16 protein-coding genes are annotated in these 19,787 nt (G+C 69.2%); 14 read left to right on the top strand and 2 right to left on the bottom strand.

Features of this window, described 5'->3' with window-relative positions; all coding sequences use genetic code 11:
* The first annotated feature begins 120 nt into the window (after positions 1-120).
* The 7 genes from AC3WOE_RS13695 (at position 121) to AC3WOE_RS13665 (ending at position 12,671) form a co-directional block, all read left to right on the top strand.
* Positions 121-2,712: a DNA topoisomerase III gene (locus AC3WOE_RS13695; RefSeq protein ID WP_492691168.1), complete on the top strand. Its 2,592-nt coding sequence runs from the start codon at positions 121-123 to the stop codon at positions 2,710-2,712.
* A gap of 109 nt (positions 2,713-2,821) precedes the next feature.
* Entirely contained in the window at positions 2,822-4,711 is a 1,890-nt protein-coding gene (locus AC3WOE_RS13690) for an ATP-binding protein (RefSeq protein ID WP_492691167.1), read from the top strand.
* A gap of 123 nt (positions 4,712-4,834) precedes the next feature.
* A complete protein-coding gene (locus tag AC3WOE_RS13685) occupies positions 4,835-5,818 on the top strand; it encodes an AEC family transporter (RefSeq protein WP_492691166.1) in 984 nt (327 codons plus the stop codon).
* Between the two features lie 81 nt (positions 5,819-5,899).
* Positions 5,900-8,728, top strand: coding sequence for a M16 family metallopeptidase (locus tag AC3WOE_RS13680; protein ID WP_492691165.1), 2,829 nt, complete (start codon positions 5,900-5,902; stop codon positions 8,726-8,728).
* Between the two features lie 62 nt (positions 8,729-8,790).
* On the top strand, positions 8,791-10,596 hold the full coding sequence (locus AC3WOE_RS13675; RefSeq protein ID WP_492691164.1) for a tetratricopeptide repeat protein: 1,806 nt from the start codon (positions 8,791-8,793) through the stop codon (positions 10,594-10,596).
* A 20-nt stretch (positions 10,597-10,616) separates the two neighbouring features.
* Positions 10,617-11,876, top strand: a complete 1,260-nt coding sequence (locus tag AC3WOE_RS13670; RefSeq protein WP_492691163.1) for a glutamate-5-semialdehyde dehydrogenase — start codon at positions 10,617-10,619, stop codon at positions 11,874-11,876.
* Positions 11,877-12,152: 276 nt separating this feature from the next.
* Positions 12,153-12,671 (top strand): GNAT family N-acetyltransferase, encoded by a 519-nt coding sequence (locus AC3WOE_RS13665; RefSeq protein WP_492691162.1) that lies wholly within the window; start codon positions 12,153-12,155, stop codon positions 12,669-12,671.
* Here the strand turns inward: AC3WOE_RS13665 and AC3WOE_RS13660 are convergent.
* A complete protein-coding gene (locus tag AC3WOE_RS13660) occupies positions 12,631-14,205 on the bottom strand; it encodes a DUF4139 domain-containing protein (RefSeq protein WP_492691161.1) in 1,575 nt (524 codons plus the stop codon). The two genes, AC3WOE_RS13665 and AC3WOE_RS13660, sit on opposite strands and share 41 nt — an antisense overlap.
* Positions 14,206-14,283: 78 nt before the next feature.
* Here AC3WOE_RS13660 and AC3WOE_RS13655 point away from each other — a divergent pair, with 78 nt between their 5' ends.
* From AC3WOE_RS13655 to AC3WOE_RS13635, 5 genes are read left to right on the top strand one after another with little or no spacing between them, the layout of a single operon-like run.
* Positions 14,284-14,772 (top strand): MOSC domain-containing protein, encoded by a 489-nt coding sequence (locus AC3WOE_RS13655; RefSeq protein ID WP_492691160.1) that lies wholly within the window; start codon positions 14,284-14,286, stop codon positions 14,770-14,772.
* Between the two features lie 44 nt (positions 14,773-14,816).
* Complete coding sequence (gene queC, locus AC3WOE_RS13650) at positions 14,817-15,521, top strand: 7-cyano-7-deazaguanine synthase QueC (RefSeq protein ID WP_492691159.1); 705 nt, start codon at positions 14,817-14,819, stop codon at positions 15,519-15,521.
* On the top strand, positions 15,518-16,063 hold the full coding sequence (locus AC3WOE_RS13645) for a LemA family protein (protein WP_492691158.1): 546 nt from the start codon (positions 15,518-15,520) through the stop codon (positions 16,061-16,063). Before queC ends, AC3WOE_RS13645 begins: the two co-directional genes overlap by 4 nt.
* A gap of 6 nt (positions 16,064-16,069) precedes the next feature.
* Entirely contained in the window at positions 16,070-16,609 is a 540-nt protein-coding gene (locus AC3WOE_RS13640) for a demethoxyubiquinone hydroxylase family protein (protein ID WP_492691157.1), read from the top strand.
* Between the two features lie 30 nt (positions 16,610-16,639).
* Positions 16,640-17,116 (top strand): TlpA family protein disulfide reductase, encoded by a 477-nt coding sequence (locus AC3WOE_RS13635; protein WP_492691156.1) that lies wholly within the window; start codon positions 16,640-16,642, stop codon positions 17,114-17,116.
* Here AC3WOE_RS13635 and folE read toward each other — a convergent pair.
* Positions 17,113-17,814: a GTP cyclohydrolase I gene (folE, locus tag AC3WOE_RS13630; protein ID WP_492691155.1), complete on the bottom strand. Its 702-nt coding sequence runs from the start codon at positions 17,812-17,814 to the stop codon at positions 17,113-17,115. The two genes, AC3WOE_RS13635 and folE, sit on opposite strands and share 4 nt — an antisense overlap.
* Before the next feature lie 43 nt (positions 17,815-17,857).
* Between folE and rsmB the strand changes: the two genes are divergently transcribed.
* Positions 17,858-19,186 (top strand): 16S rRNA (cytosine(967)-C(5))-methyltransferase RsmB, encoded by a 1,329-nt coding sequence (rsmB, locus tag AC3WOE_RS13625; protein ID WP_492691154.1) that lies wholly within the window; start codon positions 17,858-17,860, stop codon positions 19,184-19,186.
* A gap of 1 nt (position 19,187) precedes the next feature.
* Complete coding sequence (locus tag AC3WOE_RS13620; RefSeq protein ID WP_492691153.1) at positions 19,188-19,748, top strand: DUF4390 domain-containing protein; 561 nt, start codon at positions 19,188-19,190, stop codon at positions 19,746-19,748.
* The last annotated feature ends 39 nt before the right edge of the window (positions 19,749-19,787 follow it).

Genomic DNA, 19,787 nt, shown 5'->3' with positions numbered 1-19,787 from the left:
CGGCGCTGTGGTACGGTGAATTCATGGGTGCGCGCGTGCGTAGGTGCGCGCGAGGGCCGGATTGTAGGCAGGGGATTTCGAGTCCCCCGCCGTTGAAAAGAGTAGGGAAGACCTAGACCGATGACCAAGACCTTGATCATTGCCGAGAAGCCCAGCGTGGCGCAGGACATCGTCCGTGCGCTGACCCCGGTGGCGGGCAAGTTCGACAAGCACGACGATCACTTCGAGAACGAGCAGTACGTCGTCAGCTCGGCCGTCGGCCACCTGGTGGAGATCGCGGCGCCCGAGGAATACGACGTCAAGCGCGGCAAATGGAGCTTCGCCCACCTGCCGGTGATCCCGCCCCACTTCGATCTGAACCCGATCGACAAGAACAAGGGCCGCCTCAACGCGCTCTCCAAGCTGATCCGCCGCAAGGACGTGACCGCCCTGATCAACGCCTGCGACGCGGGCCGCGAGGGTGAGCTGATCTTCCGCTTGATCGAGCAGTACGCCCAGCCGGCCAAGGGCAAGCTCAACAAGCCCATCCAGCGCCTGTGGCTGCAGTCCATGACGCCGGCCGCCATCCGCGAGGGTTTCGAGAAGCTGCGCTCCGACGCCCAGATGCTGCCGCTGGCCGACGCCGCGCGCTGCCGCTCCGAGGCTGACTGGCTGGTGGGCATCAACGGCACGCGGGCCATGACGGCCTTCAACTCGCGCGACGGCGGCTTCTTCCTGACCACGGTGGGCCGCGTGCAGACGCCGACGCTGTCGGTCGTCGTCGAGCGCGAGGAAAAGATCCGCAAGCACGTCGCCCGCGACTACTGGGAGCTGCGCGCCAACTTCGACGCCCAGGCCGGCCAGTACGAGGGCAAGTGGTTCGACCCCGCCTGGAAGAAGAACGACGACGCGGAGCGCCGTGCCGACCGGCTGTGGACGGCCGCCGAGGCGGAAGAAATCGCCAAGGCGGTTCTCGGCAAGCCCGCCCACGTCACCGAAGAGAGCAAGCCCAGCACCACCAGCTGCGGCGGCCTCTACGACCTGACGACGCTGCAGCGCGAGGCCAACTCGCGCTTCGGCTTCTCGGCCAAGACGACGCTGTCCATCGCCCAGGCCCTGTACGAGAAGCACAAGGTGCTGACCTACCCGCGGACGGACTCGCGCTTCCTGCCCGAGGACTACCTGGCCGTGGCCAAGGACACGGCCAAGATGCTGGCCACCGAGGACCTGCCCGGCCCGCTGGCCGCGCTGTCCCAGCATGCCGCCACGTCGCTGAAGGAAGGCTATATCAAGCCGACCAAGAAGGTCTTCGACAACGCCAAGGTGTCGGATCACTTCGCCATCATCCCGACGCTGCAGGCCCCCAAGGCCCTGACCGAGGTCGAGGCCAAGCTCTACGACATGGTCGTCAAGCGCTTCCTGGCGGTGTTCTTCCCGCCGGCCGAGTTCCTGGTCACGACCCGCATCAGCAAGGTGGACAACAAGCACCACTTCCAGACCAACGGCAAGGTGCTGGTCAAGCCGGGCTGGCTGGCCGTCTACGGCAAGGACGTGGACGACGAGGACGCCAACCTGGTGCCGGTGCAGACGGGCGAGGTCGTGCGCACCGAGAGCGTCGACGTGAAGGCCCTGCAGACCAAGCCGCCGGCCCGCTACACCGAAGCCACGCTGCTGTCCGCCATGGAAGGCGCCGGCAAGCTCATCGACGACGACGAATTGCGCGAGGCCATGGCCGAGAAGGGGCTGGGTACGCCAGCCACGCGGGCGGCCACCATCGAAGGCCTGATCAGCGAGAAATACATGCTGCGCGAGGGCCGCGAGCTGATCCCGACGGCCAAGGCCTTCCAGCTGATGACGCTGCTGCGCGGCCTGGACGTGGAAGACCTCACCAAGCCGGAACTGACCGGCGACTGGGAGTTCAAGCTCTCGGAGATGGAGAAGGGCCGCCTCAAGCGCGAGGTCTTCATGGCCGAGATCGCGGCCATGACCGAGAAGATGGTCGCCAAGGCCAAGGGCTATGACCGCGACACCATCCCCGGCGACTACGCGACGCTGAAGACGCCTTGCCCCAAGTGCGGTGGCATCGTCAAAGAGAACTACCGCCGCTTCACCTGCAACGGCAAGAGCGGCACGGGCGACGACGCCTGCGGCTTCTCCATCGGCAAGATCCCGGGCGGCCGCAGCTTCGAGCTGCACGAGGTCGAGGCCTTCCTGGCGACCAAGAAGATCGGTCCGCTGGAAGGCTTCCGCTCCAAGGCGGGCTGGCCCTTCACGGCCGAGCTGGCCCTCGTGTACGACGACGAGATCCAGAACTGGAAGCTCGAGTTCGACTTCGGCGAGGACGCCAAGAAGGCCGAGAACGACGGCGAGCCGGTCGACTTCTCCGGCCAGCAAAGCCTGGGCGCCTGCCCCAAGTGCAAGGGCCATGTCTACGAGCACGGCAGCAACTATGTCTGCGAGCACTCGGTCGGCGCCCATGTCACCTGCGACTTCAAGACCGGCAAGGTCATCCTGACCCAGCCCATCGAACCGGCCCAGGTGCACAAGCTCCTGGCCGACGGCAAGACCGACCTGCTGGAGAACTTCGTCTCCAACAAGACCCGCCGCAAGTTCAAGGCCTTCCTGGCCTATGACAAGAAGGAAGGCAAGGTCGTCTTTGAGTTCGAGCCACGCGCCGCCAAGGCGCCCGCCGCCAAGAAGGCGCCGGCGAAGAAGGCTGCCGCCAAGGCTTGAGCCGGGCGCTCTCGGGCCCCGGCGCATGGCTTGACGGCGTCGCGCGGGGCGCCCAACCGCTTATGCTCGCTGCCATGGGCCCGAACGGGCCGAATCGGGAGAGCGGGGGATGGCGTTGACGCCGATCAACCTCGGAATACAGGCACGCCTCACGGCGGGCATCGCGCTGGTCGCGAGCCTGCTGGTGCTGGCCGTGGGCTGGTACTGGACCACCCACGAGGAAGAAGAGCTGATGGCCTCGCTGCGCCAGCGCGAGGCACGCATGGCTGGCCTCATCGAGCGAGGCTTTGCCGGCCCGATCTGGAACCTCGACCATGTCGCCATCGAGAATCTGCTCGATGCCGTCATGGCCGACCCCGAGGTGCATGCCATCGAGCTCAAGGGCCTGGGCCTGCGCGGTGGCCAGGCCAAGCGCGGTCGCCCCGAGTCGGCTTCCGGGCTGGCCAGCGTGCTGCTGCGGCGCGAATTCGGCATCACCTACCAACCGGCGGCCGACACGCCCGGCACGCAGGTGGCCTCCGCCGTGCTGGTGTTCAGGCGCGACCTGGTCGACGAGCAGATCGGTCGCACCCGCGTCTTCGTCGTGGAATTGCTGGCCGTCGTGGTCGTCGGCATCGTCATTGCCAGCTCGCTGCTGGTGCACTGGCTGGTGCGCCGGCCGGTGGCGCGCCTGGGCGCCCTGGCCCAGCGTGTCGCCAAGGGCGACCTCGGCGCGCAGGAGACTGTCGAGCGCGGTGACGAGATCGGCGAGCTGACCATGCGCTTCAACGCCATGAGCCTGAAGCTGCGCAGCGCGGCCGACCAGGTCCAGCTCAGCTCGGCGGGCCTGCGCGCCAGCGAGGCCCGCTACCGCAGCCTGTTCGAGAACGCCACCGAAGGCATCTTCCAGACCGATGCCAGGGGCTGCGTGCTGAGCATGAACCGCGCCTTCACGCAGATGTTGGGCCTGGGCTCGCAAAGCCCGGTGGGGCGGCGGCTGCGTGAGTTGAGCGGCATCGACCGCGTGGAGATGCAGCGCGTCGTCGCGGTCATGAACGAGAAGGGCAAGATCCAGCAGGCCCAGTTGCTGCTGCGCGGCGCCGGCGGCAAGCCGCTGTGGGTGGAGCTGAACGCCCACTGGGTCGAGGCCGAAGGGGCCGAGGGTGGGGGCGGCCAGCGCCGCATCGAGGGCATGGTCAGCGACATCTCGCGGCGCCGCCAGGCCGAGGCCGAGCTGACCCGCCACCGCGACCACCTCGAGGAGCTCGTCAACGAGCGCACCGCCGAACTCAGCGAGGCCAAGCTGCGCGCGGAAGGCGCCAACCAGGCCAAGGGCCGCTTCCTGGCGACCATGAGCCACGAGTTCCGCACGCCGTTGAACGCCATCCTCGGCTTCACGCAGCTGATGCAGATGGACGCCGCCATCCCGGCCAACCAGCAGGCCAAGCTGCAGCTGATGCGCGACTCCGGCCTGCACCTGCTGGAGCTCATCAACGACGTGCTGGACATGGCCAGCATCGAGGCCGGCAAGGTCTCGCTCAAGCCTGCACCGGTGGACCTGCGAGCCCTGGTGGACATGGCCTGCGACAGCGTGCGGCTGCGCGCCGAGCAGAAGGGTCTGGCCTTTACCGTCGACACCGACGCCCGCCTGCCGAGCCAGGTCATCGCCGACGGCCAGCGCCTGCGCCAGGTGCTGCTCAACCTGCTGTCCAACGCCGTCAAGTTCACCGACAGCGGCGGCGTGCAGCTCACCACCCGTGCCGTCGAGCGCGAGGCCGACCACACGCGCCTGCGCTTCGAGGTGACGGACACCGGCATCGGCATGACGCCGGCCCAGCAGGCCCGCCTCTTCCAGGCCTTCGAGCAGGTCTCCGACGCCTCGCGCCATCTCGGCGGCACCGGCCTGGGCCTGTCCATCAGCCAGCAGCTGGTTCGCCTGATGGGCAGCCAGATCCTGGTGGAGAGCACGGCGGGGCAGGGCAGCAGTTTTGTCTTTGAACTCAGATTGCCGCTGGCCTGAAGTGCAAATTCAAAGGCAACCACAGAGGCACAGAGACACAGAGGCGGTGCAGACCAGCTGCTTCTCCGTGCCTCTGTGCCTCTGTGGTTGCATTTCCGCTGCGCCGCGCCACGGACGAACGGGATGACTTGGGCTATTGCTTTCAAGCTGCTGGCGATCCTTGTCGCCGTCGCCATCGGCTGGGCCGTCGGCCGCATGCGCTGGCTGGGCGGCGGCGAGGCAGGCAGTGACAGCGATCCCGCCCGCGTGCTGGCCAATGCGGCCTTCTTCATCTTCGTGCCGGCCCTGCTGTTTCGCACCACGGCGCGGCTGGACACCTCGACCCTGCCCTGGGCCTTTTTGTTCGCCTTCTTCGTGCCGGTGCTGGTCGTCGTCACGCTGATCTATCTGTTCGAACGCTGGCGCCGCAAGCCCGGCGAGGCCATCACGGCGCCCAGCGTCAAGGCCATCACGGCGGGCTTCGGCAACACGCTGCAGGTCGGCGTGCCGGTGGCGGCCGGCGTGTTCGGCGAACGCGGCCTGGCCATCCACATCGCCGTCGTCAGCCTGCATTCGCTGACCATCCTGACCCTGCTGACCAGCCTCGTCGAGCTGGACGTGGCCCGCGAGCGCCACTCGCGCACCTTCCGCGCCACGCTGATGCAGACGGTGCGCAACACCGTCATCCATCCCGTCGTGCTGCCCGTGCTGGCCGGCCTGAGCTGGAACGCGACGGGCTGGCCCATCCCCGCCGTGCTCGACGAGGTGCTGCAGAACCTCGGCACCGCCGTCGTGCCGCTGTGCCTGACGCTGATCGGCATGTCGCTGGCCTATTACGGCTGGCCCAAGTCCTGGCGCGGACTGTCCGGCCTGGTGTCGGCCAAGCTGCTGCTGATCCCCGCGGTCGTGCTGGTCATCGCCCATTGGGGCCTGGGCCTGCAGGGCCTGCCGCTGGCCGTCATCGTCATGCTGGCCGCCCTGCCCACCGGGTCCAACGCGCTGATATTTGCCCAGCGCTACCGCACCCTGGAGCCCGAGGTCACGGCCGCCACCGTGCTGTCGACCGTGCTCTACGTCGCCACCGCGCCGCTGTGGCTGGCCCTGCTGGCCTGGCTGTCCCCCTGGTAACTCCCTGGTGACCATCGACACTTCTGCGCCGCGCCTCTTGCGTCGCCCAATCTCCCTCTTGCCTCCCGAGGACCATTTCGCATGAACGCTCCCGCCCCCCGCCGTCTCGTCGCCCTGCTGGTCCTGGCTGGCGCGCTGTCGCTGCCCGCCTGGAGCGCGCCCGCGGCTTCCCAGGGTGCCGTCAGCACCGAGGCCGGCCAGCTGGCCGTGCGCCAGGAGAAGATCACCCTGGCCAACGGCTTCGAGGTCATCCTCGTCGAGGACCACCGCCTGCCCCTGGTGGCCTTCAACCTGTGGGTGCATGCCGGCCCGCGCAACGAGGCCAAGGGCCAGACCGGCTTCGCCCATCTGTTCGAGCACCTGATGTTCGCCGGCAGCCGCCATGTGCCGCGCGGCGAGTTCGACAAATTCGTCGACGCCGCCGGCGGCACCGACAGCAATGGCTCGACCAACTTCGACCGTACCAACTACTTCTTCACGCTGCCGTCCAACCAGCTCGAGCTCGGCCTCTGGCTGAAGTCCGACATGCTGGGCTGGATGATCGACGAGGTCGATTCCGTCGCCCTGGCCAACCAGCAGGACGTGGTGCGCAACGAGCGCCGCCAGAGCTTCGAGAACCGTCCCTACGGCATCGTGGAAGAGGCCATGTACCAGGCGCTGTACCCGGAAGGCCACCCCTACCGCGCCGCCGTCATCGGCTCGCATGCCGACATCCAGAGCATCCAGCTCAAGGACGTCAAGGACTTCGCGCGCACCTACTACCGGCCCAACAACGCCACGCTGGTGCTGGCCGGCGACTTCGATCCCAGGCAGGCCAAGGCCCTGGTGCAGAAGTATTTCGGTTCGCTGAAGGCCGGCGCCAAGGTGCCCGAGGTCAAGGTCGCCATGCCCGAGATCACCCAGGAGCGCCGCCTCGTCGTCACCGACCGCATCGAGCTGAGCCGCCTCAACCTGGCCTGGCACACGCCGCCCATGTTCGCGGCCGGCGATGCCGAGCTCGATGTCGCCGCCCATGTGCTGGGCGGCGGCAAGGCCAGCCGCCTCTACGGCCTGCTGGTGCGCGACAAGCAGCTCGCCCAGAGCGTGCAGGTGGGGCAGGAATCGCAGTCGCTGAGCTCGGTCTTCAACATCGAGATCGTGGCCCGCCCGGGCGCTTCTCTGGACGAGATCGAGAAGCTGGTCGATGCCGAGATCGGCAAGCTGGCCACCACGCCGCCCAGCGAATCGGAACTGAACCAGGCCCGCGCCACCATCCAGACCCAGCTGCTGCAGCGCATGGAGAAGGTCACCTCGCTGGCCGACCTCGTCAACCACTACAACCAGATGGCCGGCGACCCCGGCTTCGTCGGCAAGGACCTGGCGCGTTATGCTGGCACGACGCCGGCCGCCGTCAGCGCCACCGTCACCCAGTGGCTTCAGCGCGATCGCCGTGTCGTCGTGCTCGCCCAACCCGGCGAGCAGGTGCTGCCGCCCGAGGTGGCCACGCCGCCCGTGCCCGCCAAGGCAGCCAAGGGTGAACGTGAATCGCTGAACGCTGCCGAGGCCTGGCGCGGCAAGGCCCCCGGCGCCACCAAGGCCAAGCCGCTGACGCTGCCGGCCGCGCAGAGCTTCACCCTGGCCAACGGCCTGACCGTCATCCATTCGCCCAAGCCCGGCCTGCCCCTGGTCAGCGTCACCCTGACGGTGCGCGCCGGTCAGGGCGCCAACCCGGCGGACAAGCCCGGCCTCGCCGGCTTCGTGTCGGCCATGCTGCCCGAGGGCAGCAAGACCCGCAGCGCCCAGCAGATCGCCGAAGCTGCCGCGGCCCTGGGTGCGACGCTGACCGCCCAGGCCGGCAGCGAGGAGGCCCGCGTCGAGTTCTCCGGCCTCAAGGCCAGCGCCAAGGACGGCCTGGCCCTGCTGGCCGACGTGGTGCTCAACCCCGCCTTCGCCACGCCCGAGATCGAGCGCCAGAAGGCCCAGCGCCTGGCGGCCCTCGCGCAGACGCGCGAGCAGGCACCGCTGCTGGCCAATGCCGTCGGCAACCGCGCCGTCTACGGCGAGGGTCATCCGCTGGCCCTCAATGCGCTGGGCACCGAGGCCAGCATCAAGGCCGTGGACGAGGCCGCATTGCGCGGCTTCTGGCAGGGCCACTACCGCCCCGAGCGCGCCGCGCTGGTGGTCGCCGGTGACCTGAGCGAGGCCGAGCTGCGCGCGCTGATCGAGCCCCTGTTCGGGGCCTGGAAGGCCACGGGCGATGCTGCACCGGCCACGCCGCTGCCGGCGGCCAGGCCGATTGCCGCTCGCACGGTCGTCGTCGACAAGCCCGGTGCGCCGCAGACGGCCCTGGCCGTCGTCGCCCCCGGGCCTTTTGCGTCCACGCCGGACTGGGCGCCCGTCGAGGTCATGAACGCGGCCCTGGGCGGCCTGTTCACCTCGCGCATCAACAACCAGCTGCGCGAGGTCAAGGGCTACACCTACGGCATCTTCTCGGGCTATGCCATGGGCCGCGAGCGCGGCCAGTTCGGCATCCGCGGCAGCGTGCGCACCGACGTGACCGGCGCGGCCCTGGCCGACATGTGGAAGGAGATCGAAGCCATGCGCGCCAAGCCCATGGGCGCGGCCGAGCTGTCCCGCGTGCGCAATGCCCGCCTGCTGTCGCTGCCGGGCTCCTTCGACACCAACCAGGCCGTCGTCGGCGCCTATGCCGCCAACTGGACCGTGGGCCGCCCGCTGAGCGCCGTCACCGACGAACCCAGGAAGCTGGCCGCCGTCACGGCCGCCACGGCGCAGAAGGCCGCTCGCGACCATCTCGACCCGGCCCAGCTCATCGTCGTGGCCGTGGGCGACAAGTCCAAGGTCCTGCCTCAGCTCGAGGCCATCGGCCGCAAGGCAGAGATTCGCGACACCGAAGGCAAGCTGCTGCCCTGATTGCGCGCCGGCGCAGCCGGTGCGAGCATGCCTGCTTGGCCCCCGCCGGGCCTGGAGGACGCATGCATGCTCGTCACCGCCTTGCTTCCCGCCTGCTGCAGGCCCTGGCCATCGCTGGCCTCGTGGCCCTGGCCAGCAGTACCGACCGGGCCCATGCCTTCGACCCGCTGCTGAACAGCGTCGGCGGCGTCTGCGCGCCAACGGCGGCCGGCCAGCCGGCGCTGCTGCAGGCCCTGGTGGCCTCGGTCGCCGCCACGCCGCGCAAGTCCGAGACGGCGCCCTTCCAGCCCGCCCCCATGAAGGCCGCGCCGGGCGACGTGCCGGTCTACAAGGACCTGGGGGCCATGAGCTTCAAGCTCGACAAGGTCAGCCCCAAGGTCCAGGCCTATTTCGACCAGGGCCTGCGCCTGTCCTTCGCCTTCAACCATGCCGAGGCCCAGCGCGCCTTCCAGGCCGCGCAGAAGCTCGATCCCGGCTGCGGCCTGTGCTTCTGGGGCGAGAGCCTGGTCCTCGGTCCCAACATCAACGTGCCCATGCAGGCCGAGGCGGTTGCACCCGCCTGGGCCGCGCTGCAGCGCGCCGTGGCGCTGAAGGACAAGCTGCCACCGCGCGAGAAGGCCCTCGTCGAGGCCCTGCAAGCGCGCTTCGCCGCCGAGCAGCCGCAGGACCGCGCCCCGCTCGACGCGGCCTATGCCGACGCGATGAAGGCCGTCGCGAAGCAATACCCCGGCGAGGACCTGATGCAGGTGCTGGCCGCCGAGGCCGCCATGGACACCCAGCCCTGGGACTACTGGGAAGCCGCCGGGGCCAGGGCCAAGGGCCGCACCGCCGACATCCTGGCCGGGCTGGAGACCGTGCTCAAGCGCAACCCCAGCCATGCCGGCGCCATCCACCTCTACATCCATGCCGTCGAGGCCTCGACGACGCCCGACCGAGCCCTGGCCCCGGCGCGCCGCCTGGCCGCGCTGATGCCCGGTGCCGGCCACATCGTGCACATGCCGGCCCACATCTACTACCGCGTCGGCCTGTATCGCGAGTCGCTGGAGGCCAACCGCGTGGCCATCGCCGTCGACGAGGCCTATTTCAAGCGCTCGCCGTCCGACCCCCTCTACCGCTCGGCCTACTACCCGCACAACATCCACTTCCTGATGGTGTCGGCCCAGATGGGCGGCGCAGCGTCGACCGCCATCGAGGCGGCCGCCAAGCTCGACGCGTCGATGCCCAACGAGGTCGTCAAGGCCTTCCCCATCATGCAGCCCGTCAAGGCGGCGCCCTACACGACGCATGCCCAGTTCAGTGCGCCCGACGTCATCCTGAAGCTGCCCGCGCCGGCCGAGGACCTGGTGCTGGTGCGCGTCATGTACCACTACGCCCGCGCCGTCGCGCAGGCCGCGAGGCATGACGCCGCCGCGGCCAGGCAGGAGATCGCGGCCATCACGGCCCTGGAAGGCAGTGACTTCAGCGCCTTCGACGCCTGGGGCATTCCGGCCAAGGCCATCGCGCAGACGGCCCGCCTGGTCGCCACGGCCCGCCTGGCCGACGCCCAGGGCGACCTGACCGGCGCCGCCACCGCGCTGGAAGAGGCCGTGGCCGTCGAGGAGGGCCTGGCCTATACCGAACCGGCCTACTGGTACTACCCGGTGCGCCAGTCCCTCGGCGCCGTGCGCCTGCGCCAGGGGCGGCTGGACGAGGCCGAGAAGGCCTTGCGCGACTCCCTGGTGCGCGTGCGCAACAACGGCTGGGCGCTGGCGGCCCTGGCCGAGGTCTACAAGCGCAAGGGTGACGCCGCCGGCGAGAAGAGCGCTCGCCAGGCGTTGAGCAAGACTTGGTTCGGCACGGAGGGCGGGCCCGACCTCACGAAGATCTAGGTCGAGGGGTCTCGACGAAAATGGTGGCCATGAGCCTGACCGCCTATATGGACGACCTCGGCCGCGCCGCCCGCGCCGCCGCCACGCAGATGGCCGCTGCCTCGACGGCCGCCAAGAACACCGCGCTGCTGGCCCTGGCCCGCCGCCTGCGCGAGGCCGGCCCAGCCCTGGCCGAGGCCAATGCCCGTGACCTGGCCGGCGCCGCAGAGCTGAGCGGCCCGCTGCGCGACCGCTTGAAGCTGGACGCCAAGACCCTGGCGACGGTGGCCGAGGGCTGCGAGCAGATCGCCGCCATGCCCGACCCGGTCGGCGAGATCACCGGCGTCAAGCGCCGCCCCACCGGCATCAGCGTCGGCCAGATGCGCGTGCCGCTGGGCGTGTTTGGCATGATCTACGAGAGCCGCCCCAACGTGACCATCGAGGCCGCGTCGCTGGCCATCAAGAGCGGCAATGCCTGCATCCTGCGTGGTGGCTCCGAGGCCATCCACTCCAACCTGGCCCTGGCCGAGATCGTCGCCGCGTCACTGCAAGAAGCCGGTCTGCCACGCGCCGCCGTGCAGCTCATCAACACCACCGACCGCGCCGCCGTCGGCCTCTTGATCAGCTCGCCGCAATGGGTGGACGTCATCATCCCGCGCGGCGGCAAGGGGCTGATCGAGCGCATCAGTGCCGAGGCCAAGGTGCCCGTCATCAAGCACCTGGACGGCAACTGCCACAGCTATGTCGATGCCGAGGTCGACCTGGAGCAGGCGCTCAAGGTCGTCGACAACGCCAAGACGCAGAAGTACAGCCCCTGCAATGCGACCGAATCGCTGCTGGTGCATGCGGCCCAGGCGGCGGCTTTCCTGCCGCGCATTGCGGCCGTCTTCAAGGCCAAGGGCGTGGAGATGCGCGGCTGCCTGCGCACGCTGGCCCTGGTGCCTGGTGCGGTGGCGGCGACCGAGGAAGACTGGTCCACCGAATACCTGGCACCCATCATCAGCATCAAGGTGGTGGATTCGCTGGACGAAGCCATCGCCCACATCAACCGCCATGGCTCGCATCACACCGATGCCATCCTGACGACGAATCATCCGAACGCGATGCGCTTTCTGCGCGAGGTCGATTCGGCCAGCGTCATGGTCAATGCCAGCACGCGGTTTGCCGACGGCTTCGAGTACGGCCTGGGCGCCGAGATCGGCATCTCCACCGACAAGTTCCACGCCCGCGGCCCGGTGGGCCTGGAGGGGCTGACGTCGTTGAAGTGGGTGGTGTTGGGGCAGGGTGAGGTGAGGCAGTGACCCTGCGTGTCAGGGCGTATTTGGCCGCTGCCGCTAGCTTTGCGGTGGGCCTTCCACTCTTCGGCGTTTTGATCTTTTCGACGCTCTCCCTTCTTTGGAGATGCCCGCCGCAAAGGTCCGCCTGCGACTTGCCTGATATTGCAGCGTTTGCACTCGCATGCATGCTTGCACCCATCTGCAGCACTGCGCTTTCGGTCGTTGTGTTCAAGCAAGTAGCCAGAAATAAACAGGTCCTCTAGGAACGCTCGGTGCGGCATGGCCAAGGATGCGCGATCTATGCCCTTCTACTTCCGCCCCGCCACCGCCGAAGACGCCCCAGCCTGCGTGACCCTGCGCGGCCTTACCCGCGAGAACGCCATCTCGGTCGCGCAGTTGGAGGCCATGGGCATCACGGCCGAGTCATGGGCAAGCGCTGTCGGCAGCGGCGCGTTGCCGGGATTTGTCTGCGTCGACCAAGCCGCCATCGTCGGCTACTGCTTCGGCGACAAGGCTTCTGGCGAGGTGGTGGTGCTGGCGCTGCTGCCTCCGTACGAAGGCAGTGGCATCGGCAAGCGGCTGCTGAACCTGGTGGTGGATGCGCTCGTCGAAGCAGGGCACCAGCGCCTCTTCCTTGGCTGCTCGCCAAACCCTGCCGTGCGCTCCTACAGCTTCTATCGACAGCAGGGCTGGGTGTCGACCGGCAGCTTCGACCGGGCGGGGGATGAAGTTCTCGTGTTCATCCCCGCGGAGCACGGCAACCCAACCCGCGCAGCTCTCACCGCAACCCCGTCACCTGCGCCTCCTTCGGCGCGCTGATCACGTATTCCGCCGTGAACCGCTGACTCTGCCCCGCGGCCAGCGGCAGCTCCCACAGCACCAACCCCGGCTGCTTGCGCCAGGCTTGAGTCGTCGGTGCCGGGCTGAACTGGGTCTGCACCTTGATGTCCTCGTGCTGCGACACCGGCGCGGCCTCGACGAGTTGCAGCGTCACCGTGCCCGTCGTGTGCCGGTTCTCGACGACATAGGCGCGCGCATAGCGGTGCTCGGCGCGCGGGCCGATGAAGCCGGTGTTGCCGGCGTTGCGCTGCTCGGGCTCGACCTGCACGCGCACCGCGTCGTCGCGACCGAAGGGCAGCTCAAGCCGGTCCTCGCCGCTGGCGACGTTGAGGGTGCTGCTGCCCACCAGCGCGCCGTCGCGCACCAGTTGCACGGCGCCGCGTGGCCAGGCGCCGGCGGGCTTGGGCATGTCGGCCACGAGATAGGCCGCCGCTTCACTCTGCGGCTGCACACGGGCCAGCACCTTGGCCTGCAGCTTCTCGCTGCCCAGCGACAGGCTGGCGCGCTGCGTGCCACTGTCGATGTTGACGCGCAGTGGCAGCACAAACTCGGTGGCGTAGCTGCCCTGGAAGACACTCAGGTCGAAGCGCTCCTGCTCGGGTTCGCCCACGCGCGAGCCGGTCACCATGACGGACTGGGCGACGGGCGCGGGCGCCGGTGCAGCAAGTCTCTCCATCAGCTGGCCCTGGCGCGGCGGCGGCTGCAGGTCCAGCTTCCACGGCCATGGCGGGTTCTGGCCAACCTTCTGCTGTGCCTGCGCTGTCGACAGGCGCAGCTTGACGTTCTTCCAGTCCTCGCCGCTCTGCTGCGACACCTGGGCCAGGCGCTCCAGATTCATAGCGCCGCTGGCCGTGTCCAGCAGCGCGCGGTAGCTCGGTGCCCAGCCGGCCTGGTTCACGCGATAGCTCAGCTTCAGCTCGGCCTCGCGCGCCGTGGACAGCCGCAGGCGCAGGCTGCGCCATTGCGGGTTGGCGGCGGCGAGGCGGTCGCGCTCGGCCTTGAGCGGGGTGATCTGCTTGTCCAGGTCCTCCAGCTGGCGGCGCAGCGCGGCCTGGCGCAGCAGGCCCTCCAGCGCGGTCTTGCGGATGGTGTCGGCCGTGGGCCCGATACCGGCGGCCGGCGTGGCGCGTGCCTCGCCCGAGCCCAGCGCCCGCAGATAGCCCAGGCCGGTGTCCAGCGCGGTGGATTCGGCCACGAGGCCGTCGCGCTGGGCTTCGAGCTTGCGCACCTGCTCGTCGAGCGGGCTGTTGGCGCATTCGGGCACGCGCTCGCGTGGCAGCGTCTCGATCTGCACCGGGCCGAGGTTGACGCCGGCCGGCGCATCGATCTGCAGCGAGTCCGGGTCGAAGCGCGCAGTCAGGCAGTTCAGCACCAGTTCGCGCGCGCCGGCAGCCACCGTGGCCAGGCGCGTGACCTGGGCGCCGCCGGGGTAGACGAGGACGTCGTCGATGCGGGACTGGGCCACCGCCCCGACGGGCACCAGGACGGCGATCAGCAAGGGTGCTTTTTTCATGGTGTGTCAGCGGCAAACGGTGTTGGTGGAAGGCGAAGTTAGCATCACCGGCCACGAGCTTGGACGGGAGAGCCAGCCATGACAGTTGAACGCATCTTCACCGCGCCCCGGCCGGGCGTAGCCCAGGTCGAACACGAGTCCGTCCGTGCCGTCGCCGGCTCCGGCATCGAAGGCGACCGCTACTTCGGCCGGCATGACGAGCCCGGCCAGAACCTGACGCTGATCGAGATCGAAGAGGTCGAAGCCTTTCTGCGCGAGCAGGGGCGCCGCGACGACGTTTCCATCACCCATCGCAACCTGCTGACGCGCGGGGTGCGGCTCAACGAGCTTGTGGGTGTCGAGTTCTGCATCGGCGAGGTCAGGCTGCGGGGCGTGGAACTGTGCGAGCCCTGCCTGGGCATGGGCAATGCGCTGGCCTCGCCCGACATCACCGCCGCCGCCGTCGTGAAGCGCTTTCTGCGCCGCGGCGGCTTGCGTGCCGACGTGCTGTCGAGCGGCGTCATCGCGTGCGGCGCAGTCCTCCGTCCCCAGGGCGCGGCTTCCCCGAGTCCAGACGCGTCTCCCTAGATGGGCCCACGGGTCGGCGGGCCTGCTTCGGTAGCATCCCACCCATGACCGACTCCCGCAAAGCCCTCGTCCTTTTCTCCGGCGGCCAGGATTCCACCACCTGCCTGGCCTGGGCCCTGGACCGCTTCGCCGAGGTCGAGACCCTGGCCTTCGACTATGGCCAGCGCCACCGCATCGAGCTGGACTGCCGCAACACCGTACGCGCCCAGATCGCGGCGCAGTTTCCGGCCTGGGCCGGCAAGCTGGGCGCCGACCATCTGCTGGACCTGTCCCTGCTCGGCCAGATCAGCGACACGGCCCTGACCAGCGAGCGCGCCATCGAGCTGCAGGCCAACGGCCTGCCCAACACCTTTGTTCCCGGGCGCAACCTGCTCTTCCTGACCTTCGCCGCCACCCTGGCCTACCGCCGTGGCGCGAGCGTGCTGGTGGGCGGCATGTGCGAGACGGACTTCTCCGGCTACCCGGACTGCCGCGACAACACCATGAAGGCCTTGCAGGTGGCCCTCAGCCTGGGCCTGGACGCGCCGATGACGCTGGACACCCCGCTGATGTTCATCGACAAGGCCGCCACCTGGCGGCTGGCCGAGAGCCTGGGGGGGGAGTCCCTCGTGAAGCTCATCGTCGAGGACACCCACACCTGCTATCTCGGCGAGCGCGGCGAGCTGCACGACTGGGGCCATGGCTGCGGCCGCTGCCCGGCGTGCGAGCTGCGCGCCAGCGGTTTCGCCCGCTACAAGGCCGGCCAATGACGGCCTGGCAGTGGTTGGGCGTCGCCGCCGCGGCGCTGCTGTTCTTCTGGGGCGTGGGCGCCTACAACCGCCTGATGTCGTTGCGCAATGTCATCGGCGAGGCCTTTGTGCAGCTCGATGCCCACCTGAAGGACCGCAGCGAGGTCTGCGACAAGCTGCTGGCCGCCGTCACGCCGCGCCTGCCCAGCGAGCAGGCGACCTTCGACGCTCTGGCCAGCGCGCAAACCGAATCCCAGGCCGCGGCCGCCGCCTCGCGCGCCAAGCCCTGGGCGCCCGACCCCGTCGGCACCCTGGCCGTCGCCAGCGCCCTGCATGCGGCAGCGCTGACGCGCCTGCTGTCCCTGCTCGACCACCAGGCCGAGCTGCGCAGCGAGACCGAGATCGACGCCCTGGTCAGCGAGCTCAAGCTGCTGGAACGCCAGCGCGCCTTCGCCCGCCAAGTCTTCAACCAGGCCGTGTCCCAGTACAACGAGGCCCTGCAGCAGTTCCCGACGCGGGTGCTGGCGAATCTGTACGGGTTCAGCGAAGCCCGCTCGCTCTGAGACGCCATGGACGCGCTGGTTGCCGAGTCGACGGATACCGATCTCGGTGCCCGCATCCTCAAGGTCAACCATGCCGGTGAGAACGGCGCAGTGCACATCTACGCCGGGCAGATCCTGGCCGCGAGGCTGACGGCGCCGGGCCTTGTCGCCGAACTGCGCGAATTCCGGTCGCACGAGGAAAGGCATCGAGCCCTCTTTGCGGCTGAGCTGCAGCGCCGCGGTCGACTGCGCTGCCGCAGCTATGTGCTGTGCGCCCTGGGAGGCTATGTGCTGGGCTTCGTGACGGGCCTGTTTGGCCGCACCGCCATCGCTGCAACGACCGTGGCCGTCGAGCGCGTCGTGCTTGGCCACTTGAAGACCCAGATCGCGCAGTTGGAAACCTCGGACCCCGCAGCCGTGCGGGCCATCGAGGCCATCGTGACCGACGAGCAGCAGCATCACGACGATCTGGCTGCCCGGTTGAGCGGCGGTTTCTGGGTGCGCTTTCTGGAGCCCGTCGTGGCTGCGTCCACGGAGACTGTCATCTGGCTGGGCATGAAGCTGTAAGGCCAAGCCGGGGCGGCGCGACTGCGCCGCATGCGCCCTCTGCTCACCGCCCTCCTGTGGTTTCTCTGCCTTGCCGCCAACGCCCAGCCTGCCAGGCTGGACGGCAACACCCTGGACGGCCAGCCTTTCAGCCTGGACGCCCTGCGCGGCAAGGTCGTCATGCTGTTCTTCTGGAACACCGACTGCGCCCCCTGCATACAGAAGATGCCGGAGTTGCGCGCCAACGCCATGGGCTGGCGAGGCAAGCCCTTCGAGCTGGTGCTGATCAGCACCGACCGCGACCGCGCGGCGGCGCTGAGCTATCTGCAGACGCTCAAGCAGATAAAAAAGGGTGGCCCGGCCATGCCTTCGCTATGGGCGGGTGACCTGAAGTTCGCGGCGCCTTTGGCCGCCCCGGCTGCCGTGCCGCTGACCCTCGTCATCGATACCAAGGGCGCCGTCGTTGCGCGGCACGCCGGGCGCATCGCGCCCGAGGCCTGGGACGACGTCGCGGGCCTGATTCCTTAGCCGACGGACTTCTTGGGCATCAGCGACAGGAACTCGCGGCGCAGATTGGGGTCGGTCAGGAAGGCGCCGCGCATGACGCTGTTGGTCATGGCCGCCTCGATGTCCTTGACGCCGCGCCAGTGCATGCAGAAGTGGTCGGCTTCCATCACGACGGCCAGGCCGTCGGGCTTGACGCGGGCCTGCAGCTCGTCGGCCAGCATGGTGACGGCCTCTTCCTGGATCTGCGGGCGGCTCATGATCCAGTCGGTCAGGCGCACGTACTTGGACAGGCCGATCAGGTTGGAATGCTCGTTGGGCATGATGCCTATCCAGACCCGGCCGATGATGGGGCAGAGGTGGTGGGAGCAGGCGCTGCGCACCGTGATGGGCCCGACGATCATCAGCTCGTTGAGACGGCTGACATTGGGAAATTCGGTGACCGACGGTGCCTGGGCGTAACGGCCGGCAAAGACTTCGCGGACGAACATCTTGGCGACGCGCTTGGCCGTCTCCTGAGTGTTGTGGTCGCTGTCGGTGTCGATGACCAGGCTCTTCAGCACCTCCTGCATCCTGGCCTGCACCTCGGCCTGCAGCGCGTCCAGCTCGCCGGCTTCGATATAGGCGGCGATGTTGTCGTTGGCGTGGTGGCGGCAACCGGCCGACACGAGGCGGTAGCGGATGCGTTCGGAGACGGGGGCGTCGGCGGCAGGTGCATTCATGGGCGCGGATTCTGCGGCCAAAGGGCACTTCTACACTGGCGCCATGTCCCAAAGCCCCCACCCGGCGCCCCAGTCGGCCCCCCTGCACCGGCTGCTGTCCCAGGCCGCCGACGCCGTGCAGGGCGTGCGCGAGGGCAAGTCCCTGACCGAACTGCTGGCCCGCGTGCCGGCCGACCTGCGCCCCGGCACCCAGGCCCTGGCCTTCACGGCCCTGCGCCGCCTGGGCGCCGCCGAAGCCGCCCGCAAGCAGCTCGCGCCCAAGGCGCCGCCGCCGCGCGTCGACTCGCTGCTGCTCGTCGCCCTGGCCCTGCTCTGGCCGGAGCCCGAACCTGCCTACGCTGACCACACCCTGGTCGATCAGGCCGTCAACGCGGCCAAGAACCGCGCCCCGGCCAGCGTCGGCTTCGTCAACGCCGTGCTGCGCCGCTTCCTGCGCGAGCGCGCGGCCCTGGTGGCCGCGGCCGAGCGCGACCCGCTGGGCGCCTTCAACCACCCGGCGTGGTGGGTCGAAAAGCTGCGCCAGGACTGGCCCCAGCAATGGCAGGCCATCCTGGCCGCCAACAACCGCCCGCCGCCGATGACGCTGCGGGTGCACGCCCAGCGCAGCAGCGCGGCCGACTATGTCGAGCGCCTGGCTGCGGCCGGCATTGCCGCGCGGGCCCTCGGCGCGCCCACGCCCCAGGCCGTCGTGCTGGACAAGCCCGTGCCCGTGTCGGCCCTGCCGGGCTTTGCCGAGGGCCTGGTGTCGGTGCAGGACGCCGCCGCCCAGCTCGCCGCGCCGCTGACCCTCGGTGCGGGCCTGAAACCCGGCGCCCGCGTGCTGGATGCCTGCTCCGCTCCGGGTGGCAAGACGGCCCATCTGCTGGAACTGCAGCCCGATCTGCAGCTGACGGCCCTGGATGCCGATGCCCAGCGCCTGACGCGCGTGCAGGACAACCTGAACCGCCTGGGCCAGACGGCGACGCTGAAGGCCGCCGACGCCCGCCAGACCGCCACCTGGTGGGACGGCCAGCCCTTCGACGCCATCCTGCTCGATGCCCCCTGCAGCGCCTCGGGCATCGTGCGCCGCCACCCCGATGTGCGTTGGCTGCGCCGACCCGACGACGTCGCCGCCCTGGCCAGGATCCAGGCCGAGCTGCTGGACGCGCTGTGGCCGCTGCTGGCGCCGGGCGGTCGCTTGGTCTATGCCACCTGTTCCGTCTTCCGCGCCGAGGGCCAGGCCCAGCTCGACGCGTTTTTGCAACGCCAAGCTGACGCGAAGTCCCACGCCGTGGCCGGGTTCACGGGTCACCTGCTCCCCGTCGCCGAGAATGCCTCACAACCCTCGCCGCCCCTGGACGGCTTCTTCTACGCCCTGCTGACCAAGCCCTGATTTGTTCGCCCGGATCGCCATTGCCGCCTTCTTTGCCGCGCTGCTCGCCCTGCTTCCGGGGCAGGCGCGGGCCGAGGGCATCGAGCTGTCCCAGCTCTCCACGCGGCATGCCGACGACGGGCTGGACCTGAGCTTCACGACCCATTTCGAGCTCAGCCGCGCTGCCGAAGACGCGCTGCACAAGGGTGTCCCCCTGTATTTCGTCGTCGAGGCCACCGTGCTGCGCAACCGCTGGTACTGGCGTGACGCCCGCGTCGCCCGCGCCGAACGCACCTGGCGCCTGGCCTGGCAGCCCCTGACCCGGCAGTACCGCGTCTCCAACGGCGGCCTGCACCAGAGCTTCGCGACGCTGGAGGAAGCTCTGACCGTGCTGCGTGGCCAGAGCGCCTGGCATATCGCCGAGTCCAAGGACATCGAGGACAGCGGCAGCTACTACCTCGAGTTCAGCTACAAGCTCGACGTCACCCAGTTGCCGCGGCCCATGCAGATCGGCCTGCAGTCGGGCTTTGCCCTCAACATCGAGCAAAAGCGCAACTTTGCGCCCGACTTCAGCCTGAAGTGAAGCCCCTCGTCCAAGGAATACTTGGCCGGTCCCCCGCGG

It is taken from the genome of Roseateles sp. FW305-36 (genome assembly GCF_058787015.1).
This window is presented reverse-complemented; position numbering and strand designations above follow the sequence as displayed.